We start from the raw sequence: 24,690 nt of genomic DNA on the forward strand, positions 1-24,690 counted from the left end.
TCATGACAATTCGCCTTTCTTCTCTGAGCCGCCTGTCTGGGCGGCTCAGTATGTATTTATTATTTTGGCTTATTACCTGCCTGCCTGTCTGGCTTACGGCCCACCCCATGCCCAACTCAGTAGTCCTGCTCGATATTCAGGCAGATCGGGTGGCGGGTGAAGTACAACTTCCGTTGAGCGAGTTAGAACTGGCGTTCGGCCACGCGCTTGCGCAACAACCCGGAACGCTGATAGCCCGCTTTGGTCCCGAATTGCGCCGCTATATTCAGGCCCACATTCGCCCAACAGGGCCAACGGGACATACCTGGACGGTCGAGGTAGGCGACTTGAGCGTTCAATCGGTGGCTGGAACCATGCCGGGTATGGCCTCGTATACCGAGTTGACGGCACAAGTATTACTGCGCCCCCCCGTTGGCGAAAGTCCCCGCCGATTTACGCTTCATTACGACGTCATTGTGCATCAGTTGGTGACGCACAAGACACTGGTATCCATTCGGCAAGACTGGGAAACGGGCCGTTTTGATCAGGATCCCGCCCAGATCGGTGTCGTTCAGCTCGACGTACCCAGCAACACCATTCCTCCGTTGGCGATCAATCAGGCACCCGGAACAGTATGGCGCGGCTTCAAGAGCATGGTCGGTCTGGGCATCGATCACATTGCTGCCGGCACCGATCATCTCTTGTTCCTACTGGCCCTGCTCCTACCCGCCCCTTTGCTGGTAAGCGGCAAACGCTGGGGACGCTACGGAGGCCCCCGCTATAGCCTGCTTCAATTGCTCCGGATCGTGACAGCGTTTACCGTTGGGCATTCCATTACGCTTCTTATTGGGGCGGCTGGCTGGTGGCAACTGCCCCCCCAACCGGTCGAGATTCTGATTGCGTTCTCTATTCTGGTGTCTGCCATTCACGCCTGGAGGCCCCTGTTTGCTGGGCGCGAGGTGTGGGTAGCGGCGGGCTTTGGTCTCATTCATGGGCTTGCGTTTGCCAGCACGCTCGCTAACCTGACATTGTCGCCCGGCCGAATGGCGCTAAGCATCCTTGGGTTCAACCTCGGCATCGAGCTGATGCAACTGGTGGTAATCGGGCTAACCATTCCCTGGTTGATTCTTTTAAGCCGTACACTGGCCTACGGGTTCATCCGGGTAGCCGGAGCACTATTTGCGGGCATTGCCGCGCTGGCCTGGCTGTCGGAGCGCATTCTTGGTCAGGAAAATCGAATCGCCGGGCTAGTTGATCGCATAACGGGTCATGCCCACTGGCTCTTGATCGTGTTGATTATCGTTACCCTGATCAGCATTGTACACGGACGGATGCGACAGCGGGCGCCACTTTCCTGACAGTTCGTTCTTACATCTGAACGCCCCCGTTGCGTTCTTTGCCGCTCATTGTCGTACTCTTCGTTTGCCACATGCGTTATTACCTGCTCTTTGCGTGGTTGTTCTCCAGCTTCCTGGCCATGGCCCACCAGGGCAGCATTGTCGGTACGGTCACCGATCAGGCAACCGGACTCCCGCTGCGGGGCGTAACCGTTCAACTCTGGGGCATGGGCCGGGGTGCAGTGACCAATGAGTTGGGGCAGTACCGCTTTACGGGGCTTCCGGCAGCCCCCTATCGGATCGAATTGTCGCACCTTGGCTATGCCGCTCAGGTGGTAACCACCACCGTGCAGGATGACCGCGTCGCGACCCTTCAGACCCAGTTGCTGGCCGCTTCCGTTCAGCTTGGCGAAGTAACGGTTTCGGCTGGCCGGGCGCACGACCAGCAATTGATCAGCAGTTTGGACATCAAACTCCGCCCCATTACAAACTCGCAGGAAATTTTACGGCTCGTACCGGGCTTGTTTATTGGCCAACATGCGGGCGGCGGTAAGGCTGAACAGATTTTTCTCCGTGGCTTCGATCTCGATCATGGCACCGACATTAAGCTCACCGTTGATGGCATGCCTGTTAACATGGTCTCACACGCACACGGACAGGGTTACGCCGACCTGCATTTTGTGATACCAGAGTTGGTCGAGGGCGTCGATTTTAAAAAAGGACCCTACCAAACCGACAAGGGGAATCTGGCAACGGCGGGCTGGGTCGATTTCCGCACGCGTACCGTTCTCGACCGTTCCTTTGCCAAACTCGAAGCAGGCCAGTACGGCACCTATCGTGCGGTAGCTGGGATAGACTTGCTGGGCAAGCAGGCTAAAGCGAACAATCAGTCGGCCTATATCGCGTCAGAATATTCTTACACGGATTCGTATTTCGACAATCCGCAACGCTTCAACCGGTTCAACCTGACGGGCAAGTACCACGGCCACCTGGCCCCCAATACCCAGCTTACGATCACGGGGTCAACGTTCTGGAGCAAATGGAATCATTCGGGACAAATTCCTGACCGCGCCGTTGAAACCGGGCTCACCGGCTTTTTCGGCTCGGTTGACCCTAGCGAAGGTGGCGAAACCAGCCGCACTAACGCAACCGTGCAGTTGGTGACCGTTACACCGCGCAACCACATCATCAGGCAGCAACTGTTCTACAGCAAGTACAACTTCGAACTGTATTCCAATTTTACTTTTTTCCGTGAAGACACCATCAACGGCGATCAGATCAGGCAAAAAGAACGGCGCAATCTGGTTGGCTATACGGGCAGTTTCGCGACTCAGACCACGCTGGGCAAGAGTGAGTGGACAACTACGCTGGGGGCTCAGTACCGGCACGATTTTACGAACGGCCGCGATGGCGCAACCGAGTTGTCGCATACTGTTAACCGTATTGAAACACTCAACCGCATTCAGTATGGCGCCATAAACGAACTCAACGCCGCGCTATATGCCGATGAACTGATTCAACTGTCGAAACGCTTCACTGTCAACGCGGGCATACGGTACGATTTCTTTCGCAGCCAATACACCGACCGACTCACGGCAACTCCGATCACCCGGCAGGCAACGCAGGGTATACTGTCGCCAAAGCTGAACCTATATTATACCGCTAGCCCACTGTGGCAAGTGTACCTGAATACTGGGCGCGGGTTCCACTCGAACGACGTGCGCGTGGTGGTAGCCCAACAGGGACGTGACATTTTGCCGGCTGCCTATGGCACCGATCTAGGCGTGGTGATGAAGCCTTTCCCAAAACTACTCATCAACGCGGCGGCCTGGTATTTGTTTCTCAATCAGGAATTTGTGTATGTTGGCGATGAGGGCGTTGTTGAACCTGGCGGTCGCTCGCGGCGCATGGGCATCGACCTGTCGGCGCGCTACCAGCTAACAACCCATCTGTACGCTGATCTGGATTTGAACACTGCCCGCCCCCGCGCCGTCGACGCCGAAGCAAATCAGAATTACCTGCCGCTTACGCCCGTTTTCACCTCGACCGGTGGCCTGTCTATGCAGACCCATACCGGACTAAGCGGGTCACTTCGGTATCGCTATATGGCCGATCGGCCAGCCAACGAAGACAATTCTATTGTGGCGAAAGGTTATTTTGTGAATGACCTACAGCTTAACTACGGAAAGAAAAGCTACATGCTAAGCCTGTCGGTGCAGAACCTGTTCAACGTACGCTGGAAAGAAACCCAGTTTGCCACCGAGAGCCGCCTGAAAGGTGAAGCTACCCCGGTCAACGAAATTCATTTTACCCCCGGCACGCCCTTCTTCGCCCGGCTGAGTTACACTTATTTTTGGTGAGCCAGCTGCATGATTGGCCATTGTACCGGCGCATCCCCTTCAACATGTTAACAGCAGCAGCAGCGCGTCGTTGGAGAGTGCTTCAAATTCAACCTCATCGGCCTGTTGATAAGTTAGGGCAAGACCGTCTTTTTCGTGAAGCAGCCGGTTGGCCACTTCGAACACCCCCTGTAACACGAAGACAAAAACGCGTCTGGTCTCCCCGGATACCAGGGGCACGATTGGGTACGTCCCCTCTTCACGCCCGGCAAACCGGCCGATAAAACCAGTCGGCACCGCCTGCTCCGTCGGGATAATAGTCAAAAACGGCTGCAACGTATTGGGTAAACTCAGGTCGAAGTCGCTCTGGATGATCGTCGGAGAAGCGCCACTTCCAGGCATTGTAAACCAGAGTTGCAGGCAGTTGATCAGTTCGTTCGGATACGGATTGGTAACCGTATAGTCCATCCCCGCCGGCAGCGACAACGTACCTGCCTGACCCGGCTCCAGAAAGTGGGTGACACCCTCAACGGCATATTCTAACCCGCCGACGATGGGCATCAGGACCACTTGCATTGGCTGCTCTACCTGCATCGTCAGGCTGGCACCCGGCCGCAGAAGGTCATCATTCAATAGGCATAAAGCGCCAAAAGGTGCCCGTCCTTCGGCTGAATAAGCCCCGAAATTGAACGTATGGTAACTTCGAAACAGCTCTGTTTCGGCACGGCCTCGCTGATCGGCCAGGAAGATGTGGGCTTGCACTTGCGTGTCCATCATATGGCGGAGTTGACTGCTTGAGGTTGATACGACCATAGGCTCAGGTTCGGTTGCAGGGCGATCAACTCTGTGTTGACGACTTGCCCCGCCTGCAGTGCCTCACGCTGATCGCTGTAGGCAAGTAGCAAACGCCCATCAATCGTGTCAATCCAGGTGAGTGGGTCGCTAAAAAAAGAAATGGCGATCCGATGCGCTTCTTTCTGCGTCACATGAGAGGCCAAAATCTCAAATTTGAACTCGGTAAATGGTAAACAGGTCAACCCCAACGCATTGACTACATCGGGCATTTGCTGATTCAACTGCTTCAGGTAGCCCATTGCTACCCGGCTGGTCAGGTAGTGCAGTTGGTCGGCCCTGGGTACGTTGTCAAGTAACGCCTGAAATGTCTGGTGCGTGTTGTCAGGGTTGTATAATTGAGCCTGCATGAAAAATTCCTGGTACGTCTCGTCAAACACGACCTTATCCCACGGCCTCTGCGAGGAAGCGTCGATGACTTTGCGATATACCAGACGAATAAGCCCTTTCAGCATAGTTTGAGGAAGCCCAGTTGGCCTGCCTGTTAAGTGCAACATGAAGAAACGACACCTGCCTGCGTTAACTTCGTACTACGTGCTAAGGCACAGCATGTATGCGGCTTGCCCGTACTTTCTTTATCGTCAGCGAGCGGTTTTTCGTTGCAATCGGCAACCATTTATCGGTCAACAGGCATGATGTGTCGGTTAACCGGCTAAGTCCGAAACCGACTTAACAACGCAGCTTCATAGCTGGCACCGATCGGTATTTCGCGTTCAGTCAACAGAATCGTTTTATTCCGAAGGCCGTCAATACGGGCAAAAGGCACGATATAGGAGCGGTGTACGCGAATAAACTGCGCATCGGGTAGCTTTTCAGCAATTGCTTTCATGGTCATTCGGGCCACAATGGGCCGGTTTGTCGAGGCAAGGTGCACTTTCAGGTAATCGTCTAACCCCTCAATGAACAGGATATCAGCAAAGGACACCTTGTAAATCGTATAGTCGGCCCGGATGTAAAGGTGATCGTCAGCCGGTTTGCTTCGCTGTTGCCAACTGGCATACTCATTTGCTTTGGTCACCGCCTGCAGAAACCGCTCGAATGTAAATGGCTTAAGCAAGTAATCGACGGCATTGAGCGTAAATCCCTCAACCGCATACTCAGCGTAGGCGGTCGTGAAAATGACCATTGGCGGCTGCCGGTCTGACTCACTGATGGCCCGGTAGAAGTCGGTCCCGGATATAAATGGCATATTGATATCCAGGAACAACAAGTCCACGCCCGATTCCATAATGTATTGCTGGGCCTCATCAGTGCGGGTAAATGTCTGCTTCAACTCGATGAACTCAACCTGCTGGCAGAAATGGGTCAGCACCCGCAGGGCAGGCGGTTCGTCGTCGAGGGCAATGGCACGGATCATGATAGGATCAGATTGAGGGTCACGGTAAAGCTAGTCGGTTCGTCCAGAATCAACAGATCGTGGCGACCGGGATACAGCAGTTGCAGCCGGGTTCTGGTATTTGTCAGGCCAATGCCGCTGCCCGCCACTGGGGCATCCGCTACATGTACTTTCTGATTAAACACGTATAGCTGAAGTTGGTTGCCGGTCACGTCGATCCGAATATCGATCTGCGATTTTTCCTGCGGGCTGGCCCCATACTTAAACGCATTTTCAATAAAAGAGATGAGTAAGAGGGGCGCAATCTGCAAGCCGTGGCTGTTGCCCTTCGTGGCGTACTGAACGGGAACGGTATCGTCGAGGCGTAGTCGCTGCAAGGCTATATAATGCCCGATGTAGGCCAGTTCATGGGTCAGCGATACGCTATCCTGCCGCCCTTCGGCGATCACGTACCGAAGAAACGACGACAACTGCACGATCGCATCAGCCGTGGCCGACGACCGTTCGATAGCCAGCGAGTAAATACTGTTGAGCGTATTGAACAGAAAATGCGGGTTGATCTGCGCCTTCAAGTACGACAGCTCAGTACTTAGGCGTTGCCGCTCGGTTTCGCGCCAACGGTTGTTGATCCAAATCGCCAGTGACAGCAACAGCCCCGCTACGAAGAGAAAGAAAGTTTGACTGATTTCGGCGGGCAAACTGCTTTGGGGTGGCCCACCCCGCTGAAAAGCTCCGTTTGGTGGCATGGGCGGCGGGGCCATCGCTCCCCGATCCTGAAACGGCGTTTCCAGTCCACGGGGGGTAGTAGCGCCCGGCTCAGGTACGTGCTTGAAAGGCGGCGGCCCGGCTTGCTGGTTGATCAGCAGCAGCGTTCCCTGCACGATCAGGAAACAGACCAGCACACAGGCTCCATAGAGAAAGTACTGTTTCTTCTCGAAGAAGCGCGGAATGAGCCAATAAAAACTTGTGTAAAAAAAGGCAATCGTCAGCAGGTACGAGGCCAGATTCCGTTGCTCGTGCGGGTTGACAGGTAACTCAGCTAATTTGGCGATACCGTCCTGCGCAAATACGTAGGGCAGCGCCAGAAAAGCCAGGCAGCTCAGTACGTGAATCAGAATAAGGTAAAAAGGCCGGCTCATGCGCATTCGATTAAAACCGGAAGGTACAGCGTAGCCCCGCTTCGAAGCAGCAATTGCGGTCAACAGTCTACTTTTGCCGGTGAACGCGGGCAACATACCCACCTGCTGCCTACGTTGAACCGGCGTGCTGAAACGTACCTACCCGCCAGAAAACATAGCCAGTTCGTTGGTCAGAAATTGCTGGAAACGTACCTGGAGCGCCTGGTATTGAACAAGGTATTTTTCTCCTTCGGCAGTCACCACGGCGCCGCCCCCTTTTTCGCCGCCAGTTTGTGTAGCCACAAGCGGCACATCGGCCAGCCTGTTCATGGAATGTACCAGATCCCACGCCCGTTTGTACGACATTCCCATGGCTTTGGCGGCCTTGTTGATGGAGCCCGTCTGCTGAATATGGCTCAACAGTTCCATCCGACCGATGCCCAGAAAACGTTCCGTTTCGCCCTCAGACGTCGTTTCGAGCCAAACCCGGCCATTGATGCGGAGATTCTTCATACAAACGCGAAGCTACTACTCCCGGCGCTTCCGGCGTTCTTCCCGGCGCGACTCTTTACCTGCTTTTACCGCTTTCTTGGCTTCCAGGTATTGCGCCGACTTTTTATCGGCATTGTCCATCACTTCTGTGTAGTAGGTGCGAGCCTGATCGTAGTTTTTCTCGGCATCGGCAATCCGACCCAGCCCCAGCAGCGACGACCAGTAATAGCCCGCGTTTTTCGAATTGGTAGCCAGCGCATAATCGATCGACTGTTGGTAGTACTTCTTGGCCTCAGCTGTGTTGCGGTAATAATTCTGGTTGATGTAGGCCAGAATGTACGCCGCTGTTCGGCCGCTCACCCCCTCATACCCATCTTTACCCGACGCAATTTTCGTCAGAATGCTTTTTGAGGCGCTTTCAGCTTCGTTCAGCTTACCCTTTACAAAAGCCGACCGGGCAAAATAGCGCTCAAAAAACGGATTGTCGGGGTACTGCTCAGTCATGAACTTCGACATATCATACGCCTTGTCGTACTGATTCTCCATGCTGTAAATCTGCAGCAAAAAGTACCGGGCCTCTACCCGGGTGTAGAAGGCGTTATTGGCCGTTTTCTCCAGTTCCTTGATTCCCTGCTCCTTGTTGCCTTTCGGGAAAAACATCAGAATCGGCTTCAGCAACGAATAATTTTCGGGAATCCACTTGGCATAATAGTTATACAGCCCGTCGCCAAACATCAGTTCGGGGCTCAGATCACCTTTGCCTTTACACTGCTCGAAATATTTCAGCGCATTTTTCCCGGCAAACGTTGCCTTTGTCCACTTCTTTCGCTCAGAATAAATACGGGCCTTGAACGAGTAAGCCGCCGCCAGAAAAAAGGCCGGTTCGGTTTTGTTTTCGCTCTTATCATACAGCTCTTCGGCCAGCGTTACGGTAGTATCCATCAGCGCCAGACAGCGATCATCGTAGTCTTCTACATCCGTGTTAGGCACAATCTTCCACCACTCGGCCATTCCCATCAAGAAATAGGGCATTGGGTGGCTGGGGTACCGAAGCCGCAACCAGCGAAATTCCTTATCGGCCAGCGCAAACTTGTAATTGTACATGTTATTGATCGCCTCGGCCGACTCGATCTGTACGCCGGGGTGATGCAACAGGCCATCGTACTTCTTATCGAAGTCGGCCGATGAATACAGTTGTGCATGAGCCAGCGGGGCCGCCAGCAGCAAAAGTGAAACGAAGAGTATATGAATGCGTAACAACATAGTGATCAAATTCTTAAGCAGAACCACAGCAGGTTAATGCGCAGGGCGGTTGCGTCAATACAACGTTTATGCGGGCATATCCGTTTAACACGCGTCCATTTTCTGCCGTACCTTTGAGCGATGCTGACTGTACTCGACAAAACGTTCGTGCCGTTTATTGGCCGTGACACACTTCAGGAACGTATTTCTGAGCTAGCCGATCAAATCAATCGCGATTATGCCGGTCGTTGTCCATTGATCGTAGGTGTATTGAACGGCGCCGTGCTGTTCACTGCCGACCTGCTCAAGAACCTGACCATCGACTGTGAAATTACGTTCATCCGCGTCGCCTCGTATGAGCAGACAACCTCGACGGGCAACATCAAGGAGATTCTGGGTCTGACCGAAGCCATCACTGGCCGCGACCTGATTGTGGTTGAAGACATCGTAGACACAGGCATGACGATTGCCCACGTTTGTCAGCAACTGGCCGAAAAAGGCCCCGCCTCGATTGCCATTGCCACGCTCCTGTTCAAACCCGCCGCCCTGAAAACGAAGGTCGATCTGGCCTACGTCGGTTTCGAAATTGAGAACCAGTTCGTTGTTGGTTACGGCCTCGACTACGACGGTCTCGGACGCAACACGAAGGATATTTTTGTACTGAACGAATCGTAAAGACTCTCACCCCCGGCCCCTCTCCCACGTTGGGAGAGGGGAGTTACTCTACAGCAGCTTCGCTAATTAGCGGAGCTACTACGAAGCGGCTCCCCTCTCCTGAAATGCCGGAGAGGGGCTGGGGGTGAGGGCACCTCCTATGCCAGCTCCGCGCTATTACCCGTTTCTTATTCTGGCCCTGGGTGCCTTTTTTTTTCTGCCGTTTCTGGGCCGTGTTCACCTGTTCGACTGGGATGAAATCAATTTTGCCGAGTCGGCGCGGGAAATGCTGGTGACGGGAAATTTTGCTCGTGTGCAGATCAATTTCGAGCCATTCTGGGAAAAGCCGCCGCTCTTTTTCTGGCTCCAAGCCACGGCTATGAATGGGCTGGGCGTAGGTGAATACGCCGCCCGGTTGCCCAACGCGCTGATTGGCATTATTACCCTGCTCACCTTCTTCTTTGTCGGTAAACGCCTGCATGGCCCTCAGTTTGGCCTGCTCTGGGCGCTGGGTTACCTAGGCGCCTTAACCCCCCATTTGTACTTCAAAACCGGCATCATCGACCCCACCTTCAATCTGTTTATCTTCCTGGGTGTCTGCTACGTATATGAAGCCGTTCAACGGTACGGAAAAGCAGGTGCCCTGTCGTCGGTGGCTATAGCGGGTGTGTTCGTCGGTCTTGCCATACTTACCAAGGGGCCCGTGGGTGCGCTTCTGGCCGGACTTACGTTCGTCATTGTCTGGGCGGTTAATCGCTTTCGGCCGGTTTTGCGGTTACCACACGCCTTGCTGGCCATAGTTGTGGCACTTGGCATTGCGTCGCTCTGGTTTGGCCTGGAGGTTATCCGCAACGGCCCCTGGTTTCTGGAAGAGTTCATTACCTACCAGATTCGGCTATTCAGCACCCCCGACGCCGGGCATGGCCAGCCTTTTTACTACCATTTTGTAGTGGTACTGGTCGGCTGTTTCCCGCTTTCCATCTTCGCCATTCGGTACCTGGTCGCCGACCGTGACCCGCGCGACTTCCGGTTGTGGATGGTAGCGCTATTCTGGGTGGTTATGATCCTGTTTTCGATCGTAAAAACCAAGATTGTGCACTATTCAAGCATGGCCTGGTTTCCGGTATCGTACCTCGCCGCCCGCCATCTGCACGACCTGCTGACTGGCCGCGCCACCTGGCCACGCTGGCTAACGGTTGGGCTGCTATTCATTGGTGGTCTGCTTGGCCTGCTGCTGACGCTGTTGCCGGTAGTGGGGCAATTTAAAACGACGCTTATCCCCTACATCAAAGACCCGTTTGCCGTTGCCAACTTACAGGCTAACGTTAGCTGGGGCGGTTGGGAGTGGATCATCGGCGCAACGTACCTGGCGGTATTGCTGGCGGCTATTGTCCGGTTGTCAGGGGTAATTCAGCGGCGGCGGTTAGTACCCGGCACTGGCCTTCCCGGCTCGGTTTGGGCCTTATTTCTGTCGACTGCCGTTTGTTTATGGCTATATCTGAGCATTGTGGTTCCGAAGATCGAGGAATACGTACAGGGCACAGTTATTCGCTTCTACGAGTCGAAACAGGGGCAGCCTGTGTACGCTGAACCGATTGGCTATAAGAGTTACGCCCAGCTGTTTTATTTCCGCAAACAGCCTCCCGTGAACCCACGTACCAAGCAGGAGACGTACCTGATCGACGGCCCCGTTGACAAGCCCACGTACCTAATCACCAAAATCACCAGCGCCGACGGCTATCGGGCTAATCCCAATTTACGGGTTGTGAAGGAAGAAAACGGGTATGTGATTTTTGAACGGAAATGACCTTACCTCCTATCCTGGTTTTCAGCAATTTGCCGTTGAGGTGATGGACTGAAGCGGACTGACGTCTTGGCGAGGTAGAGCTCGCGTATAGAACTGCATCACTTTTCCCGAATCAGTAACCTCTCCCAGATCGGGCCAGCTGAATGTAGTTTGCAACGCTGGGTTGAGTTGGTAACCGCGCTGCTGCCAGAAAGCATCGAGTGGGCGATAGTCGGCGGGGCGAAGGGGGTGATCGGCCGGGCGTTGTACGGCGCAGAAAGTCGTGGTTAGGTACGTTCCAAATGTGCGAACGTGTGCTTCGCGTTCATCGAAGAACCGATGACCCAGCCCACGTCCCCGGTAGGCGGGGAGCAACAGGCTTTCGCCGAAATAGAAGATCGTACTCAGGTCGTAGCCTTCCCGACTGAATGGCCGCTGTACCTCAGCGGTCTCATCGAGCAGCGGAAGGCAGGTGGTGCCGCCCACCATCCGGTCGCTATCATAGACGGCAAACAGCATGGCCCGTTCCGACTCGGCGTAGGTATTCAGGTACGTCTTTTCGTACTCGATCGAGCCTTCGTAGAGGTATGGAAACTCACGGAAAACCGCAATTCGCAACTGCGCCAACCCGTCGAATGCCTCCCGAATTTCGGAGCCGATGTAGTGCTTGCAGGTCATAAGATTTATAGTACGCGGACTTTAAGGACGTAAACCGACTTGCGCGGATTAGCTTTAAACGGATCATTCGACTCAAGTAGCTCAAATCCAGTTGCCTCCGAAAATCCGCGTACTACCAGCGTACTATCCGAGTACCAGCGACTCCCAGAGGGGCAGGTTATAGTAGGTGGTCACCCGGGTAATCTGGCCGTTAGCTACTTCGAGAAAGGAGCCGGCAGGCAACACATAGGTTTGCCCTGTTGCTTCGGGCAGATCGCCGTCCGTTTTTTTGTAGGTTCCGTTCACTACAAACTCACAGGCGACGCGTGTGCCGGTTGGCTCGGTCATGATCACCATATCGGTCAGGGTTTCGTCGTAGCAATCGTCCATGTGCTGGAGGAAGGTCGTGAAAGCGTCCTTTCCAACGCGGGTGTCGCCCTGGTTGCTATCGTGACGGACATCGTCGCTCAACAACGATAGCATTTTCGTCCAGTCTTTCGCGTTGAAAGCACTGTAATACGCGGATACAATGTCGTGTGCGGTCATATTTTTTAGTTTGACGTTTGTGGTTTGGCCTTACGCTACCAATTAACGAGACGGTGAGTCAGCAGCGCAACGTCAAACCACAAACAGCAAACGTCAAACCTTTTTTAGTTCGTTGCTACGTCGTAAATCTGAACCCGTGACCAGAGGTGCTTGCAATTATCTACGAAGGCCAGGTGAATGGGGTGCGTCTGATACACATCGTGGGCCGCTTCGTCAGTGAACGTCAGCAGGAGGGCGAAATCATACGTGTGATCGATGACGGGGCGGCGCGTTGGGGCAGGGGTACCGATCGACGCATCGTGAACGGCCTCGACACCACGCAGGGTTTCCAGACCAACTTTCAGGGCGGCGCGGTCAGTATCGGATTCAGGGCTGGCCAGCCAGAAATACACAGAGTGAATGAACATGATTTTGGGGTATTAGTCTAAAGATTCTTTTCCAGTTGCTTCACCAGCGCGCCAAAATCCTTGGGATAGGGTGCCTCAACGGTCAGTTCCTCGCCGTTGAGTTGGGTGAAGGTTAACGAATGGGCATGCAGGGCCACGCGTTGAATAAGCGGCTGCTCATCCGTGTCCATTTTCAGGTTAAAATCGCGCTTGATCTGCGAGAGATACACGGGTTTACCGCCATACGTCGCATCGCTGACGATGGGCGCTTTGAGGCATTGCAGGTGAACCCGAATCTGGTGCATCCGCCCCGTAATGGGCATGCACTCTACCAGCGTTGTGTTCCGGTAAGCGCGCAGGGTATTAAATATCGTTTCGGCTACTTTGCCCTTCTCGCGGTCGATCTTCACGTAGGTACCATCCCGGCTGGGGGCAATGGGCAGGAATACCGAGATGCCTTCCAGGTTGTGCACGCCATTGGTAACGGCATGGTAGCGCTTGGTCACCTCACGGTGCTCAAACTGCATGGCCAGGTGCCGATACGCCTCCGGGTGTTTGGCAATCGCCAGCGCGCCCGAGGTTTCCTTATCGAGCCGGTGGGCCAGTTGCGCATCGTCGCTGTAAGCTTTGGCCATGCGCAGGATGCTCTGACCCGATCGGTCGGGGGTACGTTCATCCAGCGCCGCTACATACGGCGGCTTGTTGATGACTATATAATCGTCGTCCTCAAACAGGATGAGGTCTGAGAAATTCAGTTTCATACTGCAAAGATAACCATAAACCGTAGGGGCAACCCGCTGTTTCGGCTACCCCTACAATTCCTTATCCAGCTTGAATCGGAATTCGGTGCCTTTCTCCAGGCGGCTGGTAACGGTGATTTTTGTTTTGTGCGCATTTAGAATGTGCTTCACAATGGCGAGGCCAAGACCAGTGCCCCCCTGCTCTTTCGAGCGACTTTTCTCGACCCGGTAGAACCGCTCGAAAATACGGTTGAGGTGTTCGGGCGGAATGCCGGGGCCATCATCTTTCACCGCGATCTGGATGTGCTTTTTGCCGTCTTCTTCCAAACTCACCACTACCTTTCCCTGTTCGTTGCCGTACTTCACCGCATTCTGGATTAGGTTGGTCATCACCTGTGTAATCCGCTGCCGGTCGGCCTTGACCCAAACCGAACCGGGATGTACTGCCTTGATTTTCAGTACTGTCTGCCGGGCATTGGCAAGGCTCTCCAGTTGCTCGAAAATATTCTCAACGACCTGCCGAATATCAACCCGGTCGAAATGCATTTTTAGCTCGCCCGTTTCCAACTGCGATAACGCCACCAGATCCTGCACCAGTAGATCAAGGCCATCGAGCGAGCGGGCGGCTTTAGCCAGGAATTTGTCGCGCACAAACTCATCATCCACCGCTCCGTCAATCAGCGTATGAATGAAGCCTTGCGCCGCAAAAATGGGCGTTTTTAGCTCGTGTGAGACATCAGCCAGGAACTCACGGCGAAACTGTTCCATCTTCTTCAGCTCGTCGATCTCTTTCTGCTTCCGGGCTACGTAAACGAAGATTTCGTCGTTGAGCTTCTTAAACGGATTACCTGTTTTGAGGATGGACTTACGCGATATAGAGAAGTCGCGCACTTTCAGCTTCCGAATGGCATCATAGAGCTTGGTAATCTCCCGATACACCAGAATATCGATGGTGTAAAGTACCAGAAAGAACGACAGCAGAAATGACGACGTACCCACCACAAACAGCATATTGCTGTTGGTACCGGGTACAAACGCCAGAAAGGCCATGGTCAGCCCGGCGATAAGCAAGGCCAGAATGAGCGCAATAAATCGGGGAGAAAGGGACATGGGAAGAGAGGAGGAAAGCGGGAAAGGAGGCAGGAGAAAAGGGGCGCTGTTTAGTGGCAATCGTAAACTAGCGAAGCCTCCCTTTTCTCCTGCCTCCTTTCCCGCTTTCCTTTTAAGCTACCTCGAACATATACCCAACGCCTTTTAGCGTGCGGATATAGCCTTCGCCGATCTTTTCGCGGAGCTTGCGAATGTGGACGTCAACGGTACGTTCGAGCACGTAAATATCGGCACCCCAGATCTTTTGCAGCAATTCTTCGCGGCTAAAAACCTTGTTGGGCGTTTGAGCCAGGTGGAAGAAGAGTTCAAACTCTTTCTTTGGCAGAATGATGGTCTGGTCGCCCCGGTTCACCGAATAGTTTTTCCGGTTTATACTCAGGTCGGCAATCTGGATCAAATCACCGGTTTCAGCTTTCTGAGCCTCGCGGCGAAAGAGCGCGTTAATGCGGCTCATCAGAGCGCGGGGCTTTATGGGTTTGGTGATGTAATCGTCGGCCCCCACGTCGAAAGCGGCCACCTCCGAATATTCTTCCGAGCGGGCGGTAAGGTAAAGAATGTAGGTCTGCCGCAGATCGGGCAGGGCGCGCAGTTGCCGACCAGCCTCGATCCCGTCAAGGTGGGGCATCATAATGTCGAGCAGAACCAGTTCAGGCTGAAACGTCCGGGCTATCTCAACGGCTTTACGGCCATCAGGGGCAGTACGTACCTCGTAGCCTTCTTTCTGGAGGTTATAATCCAGCAACTCAACAATGTCCGGATCATCGTCAACAACCAGTATGCGATGGGCTTTTTCTGTACTCATGTGTGTAGCAACAAAATGCGTTGGCCGGAAAGTTAGCGGGCATTGTCAGCAAGTTATGCGCCCAATTAAACTGTTAACATAAAGATAACGTATCATCAGCTGCTAAAGGACTCGTTTTTCAGCGACGCAGCAGCCGGTACACCCGCCCGCGCTCATTAGAGATAACCAATTCGGTATCAGTCAGAAAAGCAATCCCTTCAGCCTGGCCACGCGGCAAACGCAGGCAGCCTATCGGCCGGTTCAGGCGCGTGGCAGCCTGTTCGGCAAGGTTGAAGAACAACACCTTACCATAGGTCAGCACGGCCAGCGTTTTTCCGTCCGGGCTCGTGGCCGCACCCGTCACCATCGACTTGACGAACACCGAATCCAGAGGTGCCAGCACGTAGTTGCCTGCCCGGGCCGGGACCCCGTACAGGCGCACCGAATGCCCCGACCGGTTCTTCGACAGCAGGAATAAACTATCGCTTCGGTAGAAGACCGCCTCACAGTCGAAATTACGTTTCCAGGGCGGGAAATCGGTCTGGTCTGCATACCGAAGCCGGATCGTTTCCGGCAGTTTTACCCGGTCGGGGTCAACGATATGGATCGCCAGGTCGCGCCGGGTATTGAAGTTATTGCCGAGGTCAGCCACAAAGAGGCGAGCCGCCCCCCGCGCAGACGAATCCTGCTGAGCGATGTCCTCCCAATCTACATTCTGGAGCGTAGGCAACGCCAGCGAATCCAGCAACGTACCCGACGAACTACCTTCCAGCGATACAGCGTAGAGCGTTGGCCGGCCGCCTCCATCATTGTGCGTCCAGACCGTGCTGGGCGTTCGGCGGGCTAGTCCGGAACTCTCGTTGACGACAGGTGGCAGGCGATTGGCCAGTTGCTCAACACGATAGTCTGAACGCACACGTGATACGCCAAGGCGCCGAACTTCGGGCGTACACGAACAAAATCCGACCTTTATACCGATTAATACGTTAAGGAGCCAGGGGAGCATGTTCAATTCTCATAAAGCGCTAATCAATAGCTTCGCTAAGCTACCGACTTATCCGACGCGTTGCCACTTGTTTGCGACTATTTGATCATCCTTTATGCTCTCTGTTTACTAGTTACTGATACTATGATGAATCGCGCTACCGAAGTTCAGCAATCCTACCCCGTTCGCCTGGCCGCCACCCTGACGTCGCTCCTGATTCTGGTGTATGGCCTTCATGAGTTGCGGGAACTCCTGGTGCCGCTGGTATTTGCTATTTTGTTTTCTGTTCTGCTATTCCCGCTCTGCTCCCGGCTCGAGCGCTGGGGCGTACCCCGAATTTTAGCCATTCTGATCTGCCTCGTGCTAACGCTAGCCGTTATCGTGGGGATTCTGTACGCAGTCACCACCCAGATCAGCAGTTTTGCCGAGGTGCTTCCCCAATTGATTGAGAAGGGAAATAAACTGTTCAGCAACCTGCAAGTCTACGCCGATGAGCATTTCAACATCGATCGCAAACGTCAGGTAACCGAAGCCCGGAAATACCTGAATACGGCGCTCGAAACGGGCGGTACCATTCTAACAACCACCCTGCTAGCCACCACCAGTACGCTTACCGACGTGCTGATTGTGCTGCTGTTTATTTTCTTTTTCCTGCTCTACCGCGACTTTTTCCGGTCGTTCTTCTACAAAGTGTTCGGCCAAACACGCCGTACTAAAGTAGATACCATTCTGGCCAAGATCTACGATGTGGTAAAAGACTATCTGGCCGGATTACTGCTGGTTATTCTGGTGACAGGTACGTTGATGACCGTAGGCCTGATGATCCTCGGCGTCGACTATGCTGTCTTCTTCGGTTTCTTTGGGGCTAGCCTTGTTCTGATTCCGTATTTCGGCATCTCACTGGGGTCACTCTTACCGGCGGCTTATACCCTCGTTACGCAGGACAACCCACTAAAAGCACTGGGCGTCATTGGCGTATTCCTGTTCGTGCAGGCGCTGGAGGGCAATTTTGTTACCCCCTACATCGTGGGATCGAAGGTGAGCATCAACCCACTGGCCGCCATTGTGGCACTGCTGCTGTGGGAGTCGCTTTGGGGATTGCCCGGCCTGATTCTGGCGTTACCCCTGACAGCCATTCTCAAAGTTATTTTCGACGCAGTTGAGGGACTGACGCCCTACGGTTTCCTGATCGGCGAAGCTGAGAAGCCCCGACCGCCGATCAAAAACCTCCAGGAACTAACCGAGCAACTGCCCAAACGGGTGAAGAAAGTGGGTAAGACCGAGGAGAAAGGGTAAGTCAAGTGGATGGCTGTAACGCGGCCTTCAATCCGCCTTTGCTGACGCATTGGTAGTACGGACTTAGGGCCGCGTTACGACCAGACTCTAAAACGTAAGCGGATCCAGGTTCTTGAAGTGACCGTTCATTTTGATGCGATCTTTGGTACGCTCCATGTCGGCTACAACGGGAATGACCTTGTCGAGGTGGCGAATCAGGAACTGCTGCCGCTCCGCTTCAGTATCCATCGTCAACACGTCGTATTCCTGTTCAATCGACAAGCCGACTTTGTGGGCAATGCGGTACGAAAATAAAGGGGATTTTGTCGGGTCGTAGTCGGTTTCAATCTGGAGCAGATCATACAACCGCCCAAGGCGTTCGAGCAGCGGGGTTAGGTACGTACCCGCACTGGTTGCGTCCTCCGGCTCAAGCAGTTGAACACGTCCCCCCGCGTAAAGTTTGTCGGGAATTGGATTGACAAAATCGACCAGTTTAAAAATGCGCAGGCCCTTTGTTTTAACGTCCATCCGGCCATCCTCGTAGCGTTTGTGCAGGGTGGTCACGTGTACCTCAGTACCGTAGCCGGGCAGCTTATTATCAATGAAGGCAGGAATGCCAAACGTCTTTTCTTCGTCGATGCATTCGCTTACCAACTGACGATAACGCGGCTCGAAAATATGAAGGTTCAGGTCTTCGCCAGGGTATACCACCAGGCTCAGGGGAAAGAGAGGTATTAGATCGTTCATACGTAGGTCAGGATAATACAACGCCTGATGCCAGCCCGTGGAAAGCTCCAATGGCCGACATGCAGTTTATAAACTAAATTCAGTAACTCATTTTTCGCTTTTCTCCACACTGATACCTACGCTCACCACATCCGGGAGCGGGTCTTGCCGCATATACTGCTTTATTCGCATCACGTACGTACCTGGTTTGGCAAACCGGTAAGCGCGTTTCATCAGCACCTTATTATCGTACAAATCGCCGAGCCCCTTACCACGAGGTTCACCCGTTTTAGGATCCATCAGGATTAACTCATCCAGACGCGATTCGATTTCGCGCCCCTGCTCATCGGTGAGGTAGCGTGTCAAATAGAGGTTATAGTAGGGGTACGTCAGGTTATTACGCAGCGTATAGTAGAGATCGTAGGGAATGCTGGCGTCGGTAATAGTGAATCGGAACGAAGGCGCGTTTTTCACGTACCATTTCCCGTTCTCGATGTCGGCATTTTCTTTATACACCACGTTGGGGTCCTGTTCGCAGGCCGTCAAGAGAGCCAACAGCCCTATAACCAGGCAAAAACGTTTCATAAGCTATTATTTCGACTCGGCCTTTACCTTTAGTGGAACCGGCTCACTACATTTCCAGCAAAGCTACTCAACGATAGAGTAGCCCCCTACAGTATGCTTAAGCAGATTGCTCGTTTAGATGCTCACCACCGGCTCGCCATTGGTTTGGGCATTTCCCTGATTACCTACCTCATCAGTAGCCAGCTGGTTATCTGGCCCATTCAGGTACTGCTGATGTACGTAAGTTACGCCCTTACGACCAACGTGCTGGCCTGGGTATCCATGACGTACCTGCTGCCTCACGAAACCCGGCAAACCTACCGCATTCAGGATTCCAGCCGAATTCTGATTCTTTCCTTTGCCATCTTCGCCGCCGTGGCCAGCCTCTTCGCCGTGATCTTCCTGCTCAATTCGGTGAAGACTCTGCACCCGGTTCATTTGCAAGGGTACGTAGCGTTGTCGGTGCTTACGGTCATCAGTTCCTGGACGTTGCTGCATACACTATTTACGCTACGGTACGCGCATCTGTATTACCAGCATAATCCCGCCGGCGGCCTGAACTTCCCGGATACGAAACAGCCCGGTTACGCCGATTTTGCCTACGTGGCTTTCGGTATCGGCATGACCAGCCAGGTGGCCGACGTAGGCCCAACTACGGCCCCGTTCAGGCGACTCATTCTTACCCACAGCCTGCTTTCCTTCGGCTTCAATACGCTTATCGTGGCCCTCAGCATCAACGTAGTGGCCAGCCTGTTATAAACAGATCAGCATGAGGCGGGTAGGCTTGGTCATTTAGTAATAAACCTTACAGTAATTTTTAGTTACAGCACTGGTGTAAAGCGTTAATTACAAGTAGTTTGGCAGACCAACTAGACTCACGCTATGAAACACCTTTTTACGTGCCTATGTACACTAGGTATCCTGTTTATGCAGCTAAGCACTGCCCATGCTCAGGAAACACTGAACCCCGCCCGCCTGCGCTGGTCGGCCCCCCTCTCTACCAGCACCATAAAAACGGTTGTTGATGCTGCGGGCAACACCTGGGTCCTAAGCGCTCCTAATACATTTCAGGTTATTGATCTGCAGGGGAAAGTCAGTTGGACCAAGACCGTATCAGCGCTAAGCGTGACCGATTTCGCTGTCGATGCACAGGGGCAGGTGGTGCTGGTTGGTCTGCCAGCCAACGGTCAGCCCGTGTTGGAAAAATACGATGCTAACCAGACGTTAGCCTGGCGAAACGTACTCGATAGCCTCTCAAACGTACCTGGGCAGGCGGGATACCTGACCGTAACCCTGAATGCACTAGGGAGCAGCGTGGTAACGGGGGTCAATACCGCTGGTGTTCGCCAGCTTACCTGCTACGTTGCTCAGGCAGATGGTAGACTAACCAGGCTCATTGCAGCTACGACGACCAACCCGAGGCTGATTCGCCCTATCCGGCCCGTAGTGTATAATGGCAACGATGTACTGGTGGGCTTTCAGGCGGATACGGTCAACGTGAAGCCCAGCTTATTCAACGTGAAAACAGCCCCTCAGCCAGCGATTAAGGCCGTCGATGAAACCCTGATAGACGGCCCACGCTATGCGCTGAATAATTCATCCTCTTCTTCGCTTCCAGCTATCCGACAAAGCAGCCTGCCCTTCTTTTCTGATGGACAGACGGCCTATATTGGGTTCAAAGCTAACTACCTAAAGGCAGGCACACAGGTAGATTCTGCACAGGCTGGCTATGTCTTATACGGCCAGCGTGTCACCACTAACCCATCTGCCGACTATCAGTTTAACAGACGGGTACTCGAATACGGCACAACCGATAGCCGAGCAATCAGCGTGGCGGCTAGCCGGTACATGAGCACGCGCGGAAACCTGATTACTACGCAGACAGTAAGTAATTCGGTGGCTTCTGGTTTTAGCAGCGATCTGATTATCAACGAGTATCAGACTATTGACGAGACTACACCATTCCGGGACAATAAGCGTTTTTTGCTGATCAACAGCCTGAACGTTGGCACGGTGCGCACCACGGGCAGCAGCTCTCCCAGTCAGGAAACGAACCGCCTGACAGTGCTAACCCGTACGTCGGCTGGTACACTTGTCCTCGCGGGCATTACCAGTGGCACAATGACCGTGGGAAATGTCACATTTACAGGTACCCAGGCCGCACCTACCCAGTTTCTGGTAGCCGTTGGCCCCGACCCACTCTTCCAAACGCTATCGACCGATCAGGTTGGCTGGTCAGCCAACCTGCCCGTCACCACGCAGAAAGTCATTACCAACGCCCGCAAACAGAGCTGGGTCCAACTGCCCGACAATACATTCCGATACTACGACGGCCAGGGCAAGGTTGGCTGGGAGAAAAAAATGAGTTCGGCTACCCTATACGACGCCAAAGCCGACCAGACGGGTAACCTTTACCTGATGGCTGTCGATTCGATAAGCGTATATGATACGACTGGTGCATTGACCCGGCGTTTTCTTTACCAACAGGGTCAGCGCGGCTACAACTACCAACTCTACATTAAAACTAATGGCAGCGGTATGGCAATCTGGTCGTTGCCTTACGGACCCTCGTTTACGTTTACCCAGTTCGATGCTGCTGGCAACCTCAACGCACCGGTAAATCCCTGGTCGTTAAACAACCCTACCGCACAATTTAGCGTAAAACCGTTACCGCTACCAAACCAGCAAACGGTGCTGGCTTTATCGAGCCGCACGGGGAACAACTTAACATTCAGGAACCTCAGCTTTTTAAGTGTAGACCCTCAGAAAGGATTTGGAAGCGAGCCGGTTACCTTCGATGTTGGTCGTTTCGCTGTGAATGATCTATATCCGTACTCCGTTGGGTCAAATCTGAGAACAGACGCTTTTCTGGACTGGACCGGGTTCGACGAGAAGAATACGTACTTTACCACGACTCATTCGTACGGCAGCGGCACATTTGCTGGTTTCTATGGCTACGGACTCGTCAAGGCTGACTCTACCCGCAAAACGGTGTTTAGCGAAGTGAACACCGCCAGGGCTAATGCCATTGCCCTAAGTTTCGCCAGGGCAGTGAACTCGTCGGGTACGTTCTATACGTTGGCCACACGCCCGGAAACAGCAACACCCACTGGCTACGAACTGGTGTTGACCGAGTATGCGACCACTTTTACCCGACGAAATACGACCCGGATTGGCAGCATTTCGTTGACCAGCGGACAGCCCGACAACACAAGCGTGGAAATTGTGCAGGCCTACGCCGACGGATCGTTGCTATTGTCGGGCCTCACAAACGGAACGGTTACCATTGGCACCAACACCTATGCTGGCACAACTACCAGTCCGGCCCGTTTCCTGCTATTGATGCGGTCGGTGGTGACTCAGCTAACTGCTCCCGCTACGGCCATTTGCCAGGGTAGCAGCGCCGCGCTGAGAACCCGCTATAAAGGATATGTTGGTCAGCAGCCCGTTGTTCAAGTCGCCAATGTGGCGGGTAATTTTACCCAGCCAGTACTTACGCTTACCGTGCCCCTGAGCCAGTCGGCAGTAACCGATACTACCCTCTCCAGCCTCAGTATACCCATTCCGGCTACACTGGCCGCAGGCGTTTATCGGGTACGAACGGTGTTGGGTACGTCTGTAAGCGAGTTGGGCAGCCTGACAGTTACCGCTGCGCCCGCCGCGCCAACAGCTAAGCAGGAAGGTGATGAGCTAGTAGGCATGGGAACAGGAACGTACCAGTGGTACGACGCCCAGAACAGGCCTATCAGCAACGCGACCAATCCGCGTTTTACCCCACAGGCAGCCGGCAGCTACTATGTTATTAATACCGTTAATGGCTGCTCATCGGCGGCATCGGCCACTATCGCCTATGTAATTACCGCTACCGAACCCGACGTTGTTGTTAACGTGTACCCCAACCCAACTGCCGAGCGGCTGTATGTTCAATGGCCGGGGGCGGGTGCACAAGCCCGGATTAAGCTAGTAACTACGCAGGGCCGGGTGGTGCAGGATGTGGCTCGTCAGGGCGACCTGACCGTTGTATCGACTCAGGATCTGGCCAGTGGACTGCTGCTGGTTCAATTACAGGCCGAGGGGCAGCCAACCCGGGTACGTAAGGTACTGATTCAACGGTGACAGTTTGCTAAGTTTTCGGCACGTCCCCTTGCGATACTTGAGCGAAAAGGGCAATTTGCCCGCCTAAAACTCTTAGTTCCGCATGTTTACCTCAACCGATCTCGACCAGATTACCGCCCAGGGCACGACTACCCAAACGGTCGACCAGCAAATCCGGCATTTTATCGATGGATTCCCTTTTCTGCATGTAATTCGGGCGGCTACCGTCGGCGATGGCATTATTCGCGTACCCGATGAGCAACTGACCCGCTACACCCGGCAGTTCGATGAACAGGCACCCGAGTTGGCCCTTATAAAGTTTGTACCTGCATCGGGAGCCGCCACCCGTATGTTTAAATCGCTGTTTGCCGCCCTGGAGGGTAAGACCGATAAAGCGACCGAAGGCTTCTTTGCTCAATTATCCGACTTCGCGTTCTATGAGGACCTGAAGGCGGCCATGAGCCAGGATGGGCTTGACCTCGATACTGCCGATCAGAAAACAGTGCTGACGTACCTGCTTACTGATAAAGGGCTCGACTACGGCAGCCTGCCTAAAGGTCTGCTGAAATTTCATAACTACGCCGACGGACCACGTACCCCGGTTGAAGAACACCTGGTTGAAGGGGCCGCTTACGCCAACAGCGATGGACGGGTACAGCTTCATTTCACGGTGTCGCCCGAACACCGGAGCCGCTTCGAAGAGCTGATCAAACACGAACTGGCCGACTACGAATCGTGGCTGGGCGTGGAGTTTGACGTAACCTTTTCGGAACAGAAGAAAGCAACGGATACCATTTCGGTTAACCCCGACAATACCCCTTTCCGCAATGCTGACGGGTCGTTGCTATTCCGCCCGGCAGGGCACGGGGCGCTGATCGAGAACCTGAACGACATCGACGCTGATCTGGTGTTTATCAAGAACATCGACAACGTAGTGCCCGACGAGCTGAAAGAAACGACCGTGACCTATAAAAAGGTACTGGCCACCGTCTTACTCGACGCGCAGAAGCAATTGTTCCGGCTACAGGAGTTGCTTGAATCAGAATCGGTAAGCGATGGCTACCTGGCCGAAGCCGATGCCTTTTTGCAGACGACTCTCTGCGTGACACCGCCCGCCAATTTCGCCAGCCTGAGCGCCGATGAGAAATTGGCCTATTATCGCCAGAAGCTCGACCGGCCAATCCGGGCCTGTGGCATGGTAAAAAACGTAGGCGAACCGGGTGGCGGTCCGTTTTGGGCACAAAACGCTGATGGTTCGGTGTCACTGCAAGTGGTGGAATCGGCCCAAATCGATATGGACGATGCCCAGCAGAAAACTCTGTTTGAGCAGGCCACACACTTTAACCCCGTTGACCTGGTGTGCAGCCTGAAAAACCGGCAGGGCCAGAAATACAACCTGCCCGATTTCCGTGACCCGCTGACGGGCTTTATTACGGCCAAATCGAAAGACGGCAAAGACCTGAAAGCGCAGGAACTCCCCGGCCTCTGGAACGGCGCAATGGCCAACTGGAACACGCTGTTTGTAGAAGTGCCACTGATCACCTTCAATCCGGTTAAGACCGTGAATGACCTGCTCCGCGCCGAGCATCAGCCGGTGGGCATCGTGGATTAATGGTCAAGTTCGTTGTTACAAGAAATGCCCCGGCACTTTTAGCCGGGGCATTTCTTGTAACAACGAACTTGACCATTA

General features: G+C 53.8%; 23 protein-coding genes. 8 read left to right on the forward strand and 15 right to left on the reverse strand.

Features of this window, described 5'->3' with window-relative positions; translation table 11 throughout:
* Positions 1-2: 2 nt before the first annotated feature.
* Complete coding sequence (locus tag F7231_RS07180) at positions 3-1,337, forward strand: HupE/UreJ family protein (protein WP_229369698.1); 1,335 nt, start codon at positions 3-5, stop codon at positions 1,335-1,337.
* Between the two features lie 71 nt (positions 1,338-1,408).
* Positions 1,409-3,676: a TonB-dependent receptor gene (locus tag F7231_RS07185; RefSeq protein ID WP_166691405.1), complete on the forward strand. Its 2,268-nt coding sequence runs from the start codon at positions 1,409-1,411 to the stop codon at positions 3,674-3,676.
* A gap of 39 nt (positions 3,677-3,715) precedes the next feature.
* Here the strand turns inward: F7231_RS07185 and F7231_RS07190 are convergent, their stop codons facing one another.
* The 6 genes from F7231_RS07190 to F7231_RS07215 all read right to left on the reverse strand — a co-directional run bounded on the left by F7231_RS07190 (position 3,716) and on the right by F7231_RS07215 (position 8,716).
* Positions 3,716-4,432 (reverse strand): pirin family protein, encoded by a 717-nt coding sequence (locus F7231_RS07190; protein ID WP_229369700.1) that lies wholly within the window; start codon positions 4,430-4,432, stop codon positions 3,716-3,718.
* Positions 4,429-4,962: a hypothetical protein gene (locus F7231_RS07195; RefSeq protein ID WP_229365072.1), complete on the reverse strand. Its 534-nt coding sequence runs from the start codon at positions 4,960-4,962 to the stop codon at positions 4,429-4,431. The genes F7231_RS07190 and F7231_RS07195 overlap by 4 nt, the downstream gene beginning before the upstream one ends.
* 197 nt (positions 4,963-5,159) lie before the next feature.
* A complete protein-coding gene (locus tag F7231_RS07200; protein ID WP_166691406.1) occupies positions 5,160-5,864 on the reverse strand; it encodes a LytR/AlgR family response regulator transcription factor in 705 nt (234 codons plus the stop codon).
* A complete protein-coding gene (locus F7231_RS07205) occupies positions 5,861-6,982 on the reverse strand; it encodes a sensor histidine kinase (protein ID WP_166691407.1) in 1,122 nt (373 codons plus the stop codon). Before F7231_RS07205 ends, F7231_RS07200 begins: the two co-directional genes overlap by 4 nt.
* A 138-nt stretch (positions 6,983-7,120) precedes the next feature.
* Positions 7,121-7,474, reverse strand: coding sequence for a winged helix-turn-helix domain-containing protein (locus tag F7231_RS07210; RefSeq protein WP_166691408.1), 354 nt, complete (start codon positions 7,472-7,474; stop codon positions 7,121-7,123).
* Positions 7,475-7,489: 15 nt separating this feature from the next.
* Positions 7,490-8,716, reverse strand: coding sequence for a tetratricopeptide repeat protein (locus F7231_RS07215; RefSeq protein ID WP_166691409.1), 1,227 nt, complete (start codon positions 8,714-8,716; stop codon positions 7,490-7,492).
* 120 nt (positions 8,717-8,836) lie between these two features.
* Here F7231_RS07215 and hpt point away from each other — a divergent pair, with 120 nt between their 5' ends.
* On the forward strand, positions 8,837-9,370 hold the full coding sequence (gene hpt, locus F7231_RS07220; protein WP_085412172.1) for a hypoxanthine phosphoribosyltransferase: 534 nt from the start codon (positions 8,837-8,839) through the stop codon (positions 9,368-9,370).
* Positions 9,371-9,509: 139 nt separating this feature from the next.
* Positions 9,510-11,156: an ArnT family glycosyltransferase gene (locus F7231_RS07225; protein ID WP_166691410.1), complete on the forward strand. Its 1,647-nt coding sequence runs from the start codon at positions 9,510-9,512 to the stop codon at positions 11,154-11,156.
* Positions 11,157-11,177: 21 nt separating this feature from the next.
* Here the strand turns inward: F7231_RS07225 and F7231_RS07230 are convergent, their stop codons facing one another.
* The 7 genes from F7231_RS07230 to F7231_RS07260 form a co-directional block, all read right to left on the reverse strand.
* A complete protein-coding gene (locus tag F7231_RS07230) occupies positions 11,178-11,813 on the reverse strand; it encodes a GNAT family N-acetyltransferase (RefSeq protein WP_166691411.1) in 636 nt (211 codons plus the stop codon).
* 123 nt (positions 11,814-11,936) lie between these two features.
* Entirely contained in the window at positions 11,937-12,338 is a 402-nt protein-coding gene (locus F7231_RS07235) for a ketosteroid isomerase-related protein (protein WP_085412169.1), read from the reverse strand.
* Positions 12,339-12,442: 104 nt separating this feature from the next.
* Entirely contained in the window at positions 12,443-12,745 is a 303-nt protein-coding gene (locus F7231_RS07240) for a Dabb family protein (protein ID WP_085412168.1), read from the reverse strand.
* 17 nt (positions 12,746-12,762) lie between these two features.
* Complete coding sequence (locus F7231_RS07245; RefSeq protein ID WP_085412167.1) at positions 12,763-13,485, reverse strand: RluA family pseudouridine synthase; 723 nt, start codon at positions 13,483-13,485, stop codon at positions 12,763-12,765.
* A 51-nt stretch (positions 13,486-13,536) separates the two neighbouring features.
* Positions 13,537-14,574, reverse strand: a complete 1,038-nt coding sequence (locus F7231_RS07250) for a sensor histidine kinase (protein WP_166691412.1) — start codon at positions 14,572-14,574, stop codon at positions 13,537-13,539.
* A gap of 112 nt (positions 14,575-14,686) precedes the next feature.
* Positions 14,687-15,376 (reverse strand): response regulator transcription factor, encoded by a 690-nt coding sequence (locus F7231_RS07255; RefSeq protein WP_085412165.1) that lies wholly within the window; start codon positions 15,374-15,376, stop codon positions 14,687-14,689.
* 118 nt (positions 15,377-15,494) lie between these two features.
* Positions 15,495-16,271, reverse strand: coding sequence for a YjiK family protein (locus tag F7231_RS07260; protein WP_166691413.1), 777 nt, complete (start codon positions 16,269-16,271; stop codon positions 15,495-15,497).
* Between the two features lie 213 nt (positions 16,272-16,484).
* Here F7231_RS07260 and F7231_RS07265 point away from each other — a divergent pair, with 213 nt between their 5' ends.
* Positions 16,485-17,636 (forward strand): AI-2E family transporter, encoded by a 1,152-nt coding sequence (locus tag F7231_RS07265; RefSeq protein ID WP_085412163.1) that lies wholly within the window; start codon positions 16,485-16,487, stop codon positions 17,634-17,636.
* An 87-nt stretch (positions 17,637-17,723) separates the two neighbouring features.
* Here the strand turns inward: F7231_RS07265 and F7231_RS07270 are convergent, their stop codons facing one another.
* Both F7231_RS07270 and F7231_RS07275 read right to left on the reverse strand, forming a co-directional pair.
* The gene (locus tag F7231_RS07270; protein ID WP_166691414.1) at positions 17,724-18,362 is read right to left on the reverse strand and encodes an LON peptidase substrate-binding domain-containing protein; all 639 of its coding nucleotides are present in this window, start codon (positions 18,360-18,362) and stop codon (positions 17,724-17,726) included.
* 87 nt (positions 18,363-18,449) lie between these two features.
* A complete protein-coding gene (locus tag F7231_RS07275) occupies positions 18,450-18,926 on the reverse strand; it encodes a gliding motility lipoprotein GldH (protein WP_166691415.1) in 477 nt (158 codons plus the stop codon).
* A gap of 93 nt (positions 18,927-19,019) precedes the next feature.
* On the opposite strand from F7231_RS07275, the gene F7231_RS07280 reads away from it, so the two are divergent.
* From F7231_RS07280 to F7231_RS07290, 3 genes are all read left to right on the forward strand, one after another.
* Positions 19,020-19,664, forward strand: a complete 645-nt coding sequence (locus F7231_RS07280; protein ID WP_085412161.1) for a DUF1345 domain-containing protein — start codon at positions 19,020-19,022, stop codon at positions 19,662-19,664.
* 123 nt (positions 19,665-19,787) lie between these two features.
* Positions 19,788-23,021, forward strand: coding sequence for a T9SS type A sorting domain-containing protein (locus F7231_RS07285; RefSeq protein ID WP_166691416.1), 3,234 nt, complete (start codon positions 19,788-19,790; stop codon positions 23,019-23,021).
* 82 nt (positions 23,022-23,103) lie between these two features.
* Positions 23,104-24,612, forward strand: coding sequence for a DUF4301 family protein (locus F7231_RS07290; RefSeq protein WP_166691417.1), 1,509 nt, complete (start codon positions 23,104-23,106; stop codon positions 24,610-24,612).
* Positions 24,613-24,690 lie beyond the last annotated feature (78 nt).

Origin of the sequence: Fibrivirga algicola, assembly GCF_011742925.1 — a bacterium.
Lineage (GTDB): Bacteria > Bacteroidota > Bacteroidia > Cytophagales > Spirosomataceae > Fibrella > Fibrella algicola.